This window comes from Cupriavidus sp. GW823-FHT06D04, from assembly GCF_058795055.1.
The window spans coordinates 1-519 of sequence record NZ_JBXAHL010000135.1 but is presented as its reverse complement, the minus strand read 5'-3'; the positions used below and the strand labels follow the sequence as shown (position 1 = coordinate 519).

Genomic DNA, 519 nt, shown 5'->3' with positions numbered 1-519 from the left:
GCGCCGCCGAGAGGCGGCATTCCCACGTTAGAATGAGCGGCATGATTCGTGTCTACCGCTACCGGGTGAAGTCGCTCAACGGCCTGCTCAACAAGCAGAGCCGCGCGGTGAACTACGTCTGGAACTTCTGCAATGACACGCAGAAGCACGCGCTCAAATGGGGGAAGACGTGGCCGAGCGGGTTCGATCTGAACGTGCTGACCACGGGCAGCAGCAAGGAACTCGGCATCCATTCCGGCACGGTCAACGCGACATGCGAGCAGTACGCGAAATCGCGCAGCCAGCATCGCCGTCCTTACTTGCGATACCGCGGTAGGAAGAGCCTTGGATGGGTGCCCATGAAGGGCCGCGATTTGAAACGAGAGGGCGAGGCGTTTCGCTTTGCCGGGCATACCTTCCGCGTTTTCAATAGTCGCCTGTTGCCCGAAGGCAAGGTCAGGGACGGCAGCAACTTTGCGCAGGATTCGCGCGGGAACTGGTTTCTCAACATCGTGATAGAAGTTGCTGATATGCCGGCAC

1 protein-coding gene is annotated in these 519 nt (G+C 59.5%); it reads left to right on the top strand.

Annotation, left to right across the window (positions count from 1 at the left end; all coding sequences use genetic code 11):
• Positions 1-41: 41 nt before the first annotated feature.
• Positions 42-519, top strand: a 478-nt coding sequence (locus AC1Q7H_RS39935; protein WP_492382525.1) for a nuclease/transposase family protein, incomplete at its 3' end; no start/stop codon positions are given.